The 7,375-nt window shown below is 60.6% G+C and carries 6 protein-coding genes; 1 reads left to right on the top strand and 5 read right to left on the bottom strand.

The features are described from left to right. Positions 1 to 362: 362 nt before the first annotated feature. The 5 genes from ACTG36_RS07725 to ACTG36_RS07705 all read right to left on the bottom strand — a co-directional run bounded on the left by ACTG36_RS07725 (position 363) and on the right by ACTG36_RS07705 (position 5,026). A complete protein-coding gene (locus tag ACTG36_RS07725; protein WP_375280442.1) occupies positions 363 to 677 on the bottom strand; it encodes a DUF4389 domain-containing protein in 315 nt (104 codons plus the stop codon). 27 nt (positions 678 to 704) lie between these two features. Continuing rightward, the gene (locus tag ACTG36_RS07720; protein ID WP_375280441.1) at positions 705 to 1,673 is read right to left on the bottom strand and encodes a Gfo/Idh/MocA family protein; all 969 of its coding nucleotides are present in this window, start codon (positions 1,671 to 1,673) and stop codon (positions 705 to 707) included. 111 nt (positions 1,674 to 1,784) lie between these two features. Further along, positions 1,785 to 2,681, bottom strand: a complete 897-nt coding sequence (gene rpoH, locus ACTG36_RS07715) for an RNA polymerase sigma factor RpoH (RefSeq protein WP_375280440.1) — start codon at positions 2,679 to 2,681, stop codon at positions 1,785 to 1,787. A gap of 227 nt (positions 2,682 to 2,908) precedes the next feature. Continuing rightward, positions 2,909 to 3,928 (bottom strand): RluA family pseudouridine synthase, encoded by a 1,020-nt coding sequence (locus ACTG36_RS07710; protein ID WP_375280439.1) that lies wholly within the window; start codon positions 3,926 to 3,928, stop codon positions 2,909 to 2,911. Between the two features lie 84 nt (positions 3,929 to 4,012). After that, entirely contained in the window at positions 4,013 to 5,026 is a 1,014-nt protein-coding gene (locus ACTG36_RS07705; protein ID WP_375280438.1) for an AbrB family transcriptional regulator, read from the bottom strand. Positions 5,027 to 5,175: 149 nt separating this feature from the next. Between ACTG36_RS07705 and ACTG36_RS07700 the strand changes: the two genes are divergently transcribed. Further along, positions 5,176 to 7,359, top strand: coding sequence for an NADP-dependent isocitrate dehydrogenase (locus ACTG36_RS07700; protein ID WP_375280437.1), 2,184 nt, complete (start codon positions 5,176 to 5,178; stop codon positions 7,357 to 7,359). Positions 7,360 to 7,375: the final 16 nt, after the last annotated feature.

Genomic DNA, 7,375 nt, shown 5'->3' with positions numbered 1-7,375 from the left:
GCTTCGCTACACCCAATACGTTGGATTGCTTGCGTCAATCCAACTCCGTCCCTTGGTCATTGGGCCCGCGAACCGCTCCGCGGCTTCGCTACACCCAATACGTTGGATTGCTTGCGTCAATCCAACTCCGCCCTTTCGTCATTGGGCCCGCGAACCGCTCCGCGGCTTCGCTACACCCAATACGTTGGATTGCTTGCGTCAATCCAACTCCGTCCCTTGGTCATTGGGCCCGCGAACCGCTCCGCGGCTTCGCTACACCCAATACGTTGGATTGCTTGCGTCAATCCAACTCCGTCCCTTGGTCATTGGGCCCGCGAACCGCTGCGCGGCTTCGCTACACCCAATACGTTGGATTGCTTGCGTCAATCCAACTCCGTCCACGGCCAGGGTTTGTCTTCGGAGGCAGCTGTTTGATACCGTGTCGCCTTGGCCACCCATATGCCGACGTCCGTCCCCAATGCCGCAATCCGTTCATTGGGCTGCTTCTGGTTCACCAACATGATGATGAATTGCAGCAGCGCCAGAATACCGATAACCGATCCAGCAAAGGAAATCATAACAGCGATGATGATCATGTGGATCAGACGCGAAAACAGGTTTTCGTCCACCGGTTTCTCGGGCTCCCGGCGGGCGGTGTTTTCGGGCATCACGTCATCAAATTCATGGGGGTCGGCCATGGTCGTCTCTCCTGTTGCGGGTGCAGGTTAACCCGTCTTGTCTTTGGCATAAACCATATCAATCACATGTTGGGTCGCGCGGGCCTCTTCCAAGGTCCACGCAAAGGGCGCATCCCCGCGCACGGCAGCACAAAAGCCTTCCACTTGTGTCACGTATTGCCGCTGATCGGGCCAGCGCTCTACACGGCGCGCGCCGTCTGATTGCTCCAGAACCAGCGTCGCCTCCCCGAAGGATCCCGCATTGAACGGCGCACTCAGATGGATCGACCCATCCGTGCCGTGAAAGGTCATATGCTGTGCCGCATGCACGTTCATGGCTGTCACCCAATGGGCCGTGAACCCGTCAAACCGCGCGGCCACGCGGGCACGGACATCAACACCGTTGTGGTAATCAATATCCGTGTGCGTAATCTCAACCGGTTCCGATCCCGTGGCGAACCGCGTGGATCCGATTGTGTACACGCCGATATCCGGCAAGCTGCCACCGCCTTTGGCCGGATCAAAACGGACGTTGGTCAGATCGGGATTGTTGTAGGCGAAAAAGCCGTCCACATGGGCCAAAGCCCCGATGGCGCCATCGGCCAGCAGGTGCCGAACGCGCTGCCACTGGGGGTGGTGGACGATCATATAGGCCTCGGACGCCTGTAAACCGGTTTTATTCCGCAGGGCAATCAACGGATCAATCAACGCAGCCTGCATCCCCACCGGCTTTTCAACCAAGACATGTTTGCCCGCCCGCAGCGCCTTTTCGGCCCATTCGATATGCAGATGGTTGGGCAGCGGCACATAGACCACATCGACCGTGTCATCAGCCAAAACCGCGTCATAACTGTCATGGACCCGCAGATCGGGGGCAAACGCCTGAAAGGGTGCGGCCTTGTCAGGCGACGACGTGCCAAGGGCCACCAAACGCGCGCCTGAGGCCGCGTGGATCGCCGGCCCCATCTGTTGTCGCGCGAATTTGCCCGCACCCAAAATCGCCCAGTTTACAGTCATGTCTGCCCCTCTGCTTCGGCCCTGATCTCTCTGCTCTGCAGATGCCCCCGCCGCAGGCCTCTTTGAACAGAAAAAAGGCGGGGCCCTTTCAGACCCCGCCTATCGTGCGATTTAATGTGCGGCCAGCATGCCGCGTTCGCGGGCAAGGGTCTGCATCTTCTTTTGCAGCTTTTCAAACGCGCGGACCTCAATCTGGCGGATGCGTTCGCGGCTGACGTCGTATTGACCGCTGAGGTCTTCCAAGGTCACCGTCTCTTCGGCCAAACGCCGTTGCATCAGAATGTCCTTTTCGCGATCGTTCAGGACCTCCATCGCCTCGGCCATCAGTTCGCGGCGCGCCTCCAGCTCATCGCGGGCCTCATAATCGCCTGCCTGATCGGCGTCTTCATCCTCAAGCCAATCCTGCCACTGCATGGTGCCTTCGCCTTCGGACCCGACCGTGGCGTTCAGCGATGCATCCCCGCCCGACATCCGCCGGTTCATGGAGATCACCTCATCCTCGGTCACGCCCAGATCATTGGCGATACGTTTGACGTTCTCAGGGCGCAGATCACCATCTTCCAAAGCGCCAATGCGGCTTTTGGCTTTGCGCAGGTTGAAAAACAGCTTCTTTTGCGCCGACGTTGTGCCCAGTTTGACCATGGACCACGACCGCAACACATATTCCTGAATGGAGGCGCGGATCCACCACATGGCATAGGTCGCCAGTCGGAACCCCTTTTCCGGATCGAACCGTTTGACCGCCTGCATCAGGCCCACATTGGCTTCAGAAATCACCTCAGCCTGGGGCAGACCGTAGCCGCGATAGCCCATGGCGATTTTGGCCGCCAGCCGCAGGTGCGATGTGACCATTTTATGGGCTGCCTCGGTGTCTTCATGATCCACCCAGCGTTTGGCCAGCATATATTCCTCATCCGGTTCCAACATCGGGAACTTGCGGATTTCCTGCATGTAGCGGTTCAAACCCTGCTCGGGTGATGGTGCCGGTAAATTTGTGTAAGAGCTCATGATTTGCCCCTCCCAAGGTGTCATCTCGCGGCCTTATGTTTACGGCCTTAACATGGATATGGGCGCAGGATGCGACCGTTTCAAGACTGATCTGTTCAGTTTTCTTAAATGAGAACTAAGATATGGTTCATCAGGTTCCAAGGCGCATGACAGTGCGCTCACGCACATGAGACGTGTAGCGGGCATTTGTTACACTTTTTCAGCACCCCGCCTAAAATTCCGGAATTTTAGACGCCGCCCAAATCTGCAATCAATTGCTGCATGTCGGCGGGCATCTCAACCTCAAAACGCATCATCTCACCACTCACTGGGTGTTCAAACCCCAAGGTGGCCGCATGCAGGGCCTGCCGAGGAAAGACCCGCGCGGCTTCGCGACCGCGTTCACCGACGGCCTTTTCAGACAATTTGCGCCGTCCGCCATAGGTCGGATCGCCGATCAATCCGTGACCGGCATGGGCCAGATGCACGCGGATCTGGTGGGTGCGTCCGGTCTCCAGCCAGCAATCCAACAGCGCCGCCACGCCGGGCGTGCCCAAAGGCTGCACAATCCGCGCCCGCGTCACGGCGTGACGTCCGTTGTGCCAGACGACCTGTTGTTTCTGACGGTCATGTTTGTGGCGCGCCAGCTGTGTTTGCAGCTTCAGAATGTTGCCCGGTTCAAACGACGCCCCCTTTACGCCGCGCACCCGTGGATCATTGCTGTCCGGCACACCGTAGCAAATGGCGCGGTAGTGGCGTTCGACCGTATGCGCCTCAAACTGTGCAGCCAGCCCGTGGTGGGCGCGATCAGACTTTGCCGCGACCAAGAGACCGCTCGTTTCCTTATCGATCCGGTGCACAATTCCGGGCCGCTTTTCGCCGCCCACACCGGACAGGCTGTCGCCGCAATGATGCAGCAGGGCATTGACCAAAGTCCCCCCGGGCGTGCCGGGGGCCGGATGGACCACCATTCCCGGGGGCTTGTTGATGACAATCAGGTCGTCGTCTTCGAATACCACATCCAGGGGAATGTCTTCCGCCGCCGCATGATAGTCTTCAGCCACCTCTACGGTGATCGACACCGCGTCACCTTCCGCCGCTTTTGCGCGTGGGTCGGTCACGACTGCGCCGTTCACCTGTACAGCGCCGTCCGCCAACAGCCGCGAAAGACGCGACCGGCTCAGCGCGGCGGCCTGCGGCACATCGCGCGCCAAAGCCTTGTCCATGCGCGCGGGCGGCGCTGCCAGAATCTCGAATTCTACCTTCATGCCCGCCTCATACGCGCCCGCCTGCCCCGTGTCACCGGTCCCCTTTCATCTGGCCCAAAAAACTCCCGCCGGAGGCATCCCGCCCTATCCGCCAAACCAGCGGTCCACCAGCGGGGCGCCCACAATCACAAAGACGATCCGCACCAGATGATGGGCCACCACAACAGCGGCATCCGCCCCCGCCACCAAGGCCACCATCGCCATCTCCGCCTGTCCACCGGGCGAAAACGCGAGGACGGCTTCGGTCAAAGGCAGCCATCCTGCACGGATGATCGCCACCGCAAACACCGCGCCGACACATAGGCTCAGCGCCGAAAACACCACCCCCGCCGTCACATCCACACGCAATTCGCGCCATGTGATGCCGCTGTATTTCACGCCGATGGTGAAACCGATGAAGAACTGCGCCGCGGCAATGGCCTCAGCAGGTGGGCGGTGATGGATCACGTCGGCCAGCGACAAACCTGCAGTCAAAAACAACGGCCCCAGCAGTGACGCGCCAAACAGCCCGATCCAAAGTGCCACGCGCCAGCCCACAATCGCGGCCACGGCCAAAAGCGCCAACTCCTGCCACGGCACGGACGACAGCGGGGCCCCTGCTGGCTGGTTCAAATCGACATCGTAGAAATAGGCAAAAACAAACGGCAGCACCATCACCACGATCAATACTCGCGTGGCATGGATCAGCGACAGCGCCCGCACGTCGCCGCCTGCCTCTTCCCCAAAAAGTAGCATGTCCTGCAACCCGCCCGGCATCGACGCATAAAACGCCGTGGGGTGGTTGAACCCGAAGCCCCGTCGAAACAGCGGATACCCCACGGCGCCGACGCAAATGACCAAAGGCGGCACCAGCGCCAGCGTCCAGATCAGCGTCCCCATCTGCGCGAACAGTGCAGGCGTGATGGTGGACCCCACGGCCACACCAAGGATCGTGCGCATCACCTGACTGGCCCGTGGCGCGCCCTTCAATTGCACACCGCACAGTGCTGCGATCAGACAGCCCAACAAAGGCCCCAGCAGCCATGGCAGCGGCAGCGCAAGCGCCATAAAGACAGCCACGCCCGCGCCGGATATAATAAGGGTAATCAGCAAGGCCATACCCCAACTGGCACGCAACGGACGGCTTTGCCTAGACCGATCCACAAAAAATCGGACCAATTGTCCCGATCTGCCGCGTTTCGGTGGACGATGGTATACAAAGCCGCTAAACGGCCCCCAAACCGCACCGACATAAGGGACAGTACCCCATGACCAAGATCATTTACACCACCGTCGACGAAGCCCCGCAGCTGGCGGCCGCCTCTCTTTTGCCAATCATCGAACGGTTTCTGGCCGAGGCTGGCCTTGACGTTGAAACCCGCGACATTTCTCTGGCGGGGCGTATCATTGCGGCCTTCCCCGACCATTTGACCGACGCACAGCGCCAGTCCGACGCGCTGGCCGAACTGGGTGAACTGGTGAAAACCGCCGATGCCAACGTCATCAAACTGCCCAACATCTCCGCCTCCGTCCCGCAGCTGGTGGCCGCGATCAGCGAATTGCAGGCCCAAGGTTATGGCTTGCCCGACTACCCCGAAGATCCACAGACAGACGACGAAAAGGCCGTGCGCGCCAAGTATGACGCCATCAAAGGCTCTGCCGTGAACCCCGTGCTGCGCGAAGGCAACTCCGACCGCCGCGCACCTGCCGCCGTCAAGGCCTTCGCCCAAGCGAACCCGCACCGGATGGGCAAGTGGGTCAGCGACAGCAAGACCCGCGTGGCGACCATGGGCGCCGATGATTTCCGCTCTAACGAAGCCTCGGTCACGCTGGCCGATGCGGCGACCCTGCGCATCGAACATGTGGCAGGCGACACTGTCACGGTGATGAAAGACGGCCTCGACATGCCTGCAGGCACGATCGTGGACAGCACGTTCATGTCTGTCAAAGCGCTCAAGGCGTTTTACGACCGCACAATCGCGGATGTGGCTGGCGAAGGCACGCTGTTCTCGCTCCACATGAAGGCCACGATGATGAAAGTCTCCGACCCGATCATCTTTGGCCACTGCGTACGCCAATATCTGGCCCCTGTGTTTGAAGCCCATGGCGACACCTTTGCAGCCAACGGCATTTCCCCCAACGGCGGTCTTGGCACCATGCTTGAGAAGATCGCGGACCTGCCGGGCGGTGACGCCATTTTGGCAGAGATTGACGCGACCCTCACGTCCCGTCCGCCGCTCTATATGGTGAATTCCGACAAGGGCATCACCAACCTGCATGTCCCCTCCGACGTGATCATCGACGCCTCCATGCCTGCGGTGATCCGTGCAGGCGGCAAGGGCTGGGGTCCGGATGGGGAAGAGGCCGACACCACATGTGTGATCCCCGACAGCTCCTACGCGGGCGTCTATGCCGAAAGCATCGATTATTTCAAAGAAACCGGCGCGCTGGACCCTGCGACCGCTGGCACCGTGCAGAACGTCGGTCTGATGGCGCAGAAGGCGGAAGAATACGGGTCCCACCCGACGACATTCGAAGTCCCCGCCGCAGGCACGATGCGCGTCATGTCCGGCGACACGGTTTTGATGTCTCATGAGGTTGAGGCCGGTGACATCTGGCGCATGGCCTCCACCCGCAAAGCGCCCATCGAGAACTGGATCGAACTGGCCATCGAACGGCAGGCGGCCGAAAACTGCCGCGCGATCTTCTGGCTGGATGAGACCCGCGCCCATGATGCGGAACTTTTGAACTACGTGCGCCCTGCCCTTGCGGATCGTGGCCTGACCGACACGTTTGAGATCATGGCCCCAACGCCCGCGACCCGCGCATCCTGCGAAGAAATCCGCGAAGGCCGCACGACCATCGCCATCACCGGCAACGTGCTGCGCGACTACCTGACCGACCTGTTCCCGATCCTAGAGGTCGGCACTTCGGCCAAAATGCTGTCCGTTGTGAAACTGATGCAGGGCGGCGGGCTGTTTGAAACCGGTGCCGGTGGGTCCGCACCCAAGCACGTTCAACAGCTGATGGAAGAAAACCACCTGCGCTGGGATAGCCTTGGCGAATTCTGCGCCTTGGGCGAATCCTTGCGTTTCGCGGGCACCGACAAGGCCAAGGTCATGGGCGATGCGGTGGATGCGGCAACAGAAAAGCTGCTGTCCAATGGCAAATCGCCGGGCCGCAAAGTGGGTCAGGACGACAACCGCGCGTCCCACGTGCACTTCGCCCTCTACTGGGCAGAGGCGCTGGCCAACCAGACGGCAGACGCCGAACTGGCCACCGCGTTTGAACCCGTGGCCAAGGCTCTGGCCGACAACCTTGAGACTATCTTGGCAGAGATCAAGGCAGGTGCTGGTCAGCCCGTCGATCTGGGCGGCTACTACCACGGCGACGCGGCCAAAACCGCCGCTGTGATGCGCCCCTCGGCCACGTTGAACGAAATCATCGGCTGATCTGCCGCCCCAAACG

The sequence above is a fragment of the Pseudooctadecabacter sp. genome (genome assembly GCF_965657175.1).
GTDB lineage: Bacteria > Pseudomonadota > Alphaproteobacteria > Rhodobacterales > Rhodobacteraceae > Octadecabacter.
This window is presented reverse-complemented; position numbering and strand designations above follow the sequence as displayed.

Coding starts and splice junctions, on each gene's coding strand:
- ACTG36_RS07725 (WP_375280442.1), bottom strand. CDS start 677: ATGGCCGACCCCCATGAATTTGATGACGTGATGCCCGAAAACACCGCC.
- ACTG36_RS07720 (WP_375280441.1), bottom strand. CDS start 1,673: ATGACTGTAAACTGGGCGATTTTGGGTGCGGGCAAATTCGCGCGACAA.
- rpoH (WP_375280440.1), bottom strand. CDS start 2,681: ATGAGCTCTTACACAAATTTACCGGCACCATCACCCGAGCAGGGTTTG.
- ACTG36_RS07710 (WP_375280439.1), bottom strand. CDS start 3,928: ATGAAGGTAGAATTCGAGATTCTGGCAGCGCCGCCCGCGCGCATGGAC.
- ACTG36_RS07705 (WP_375280438.1), bottom strand. CDS start 5,026: ATGGCCTTGCTGATTACCCTTATTATATCCGGCGCGGGCGTGGCTGTC.
- ACTG36_RS07700 (WP_375280437.1), top strand. CDS start 5,176: ATGACCAAGATCATTTACACCACCGTCGACGAAGCCCCGCAGCTGGCG.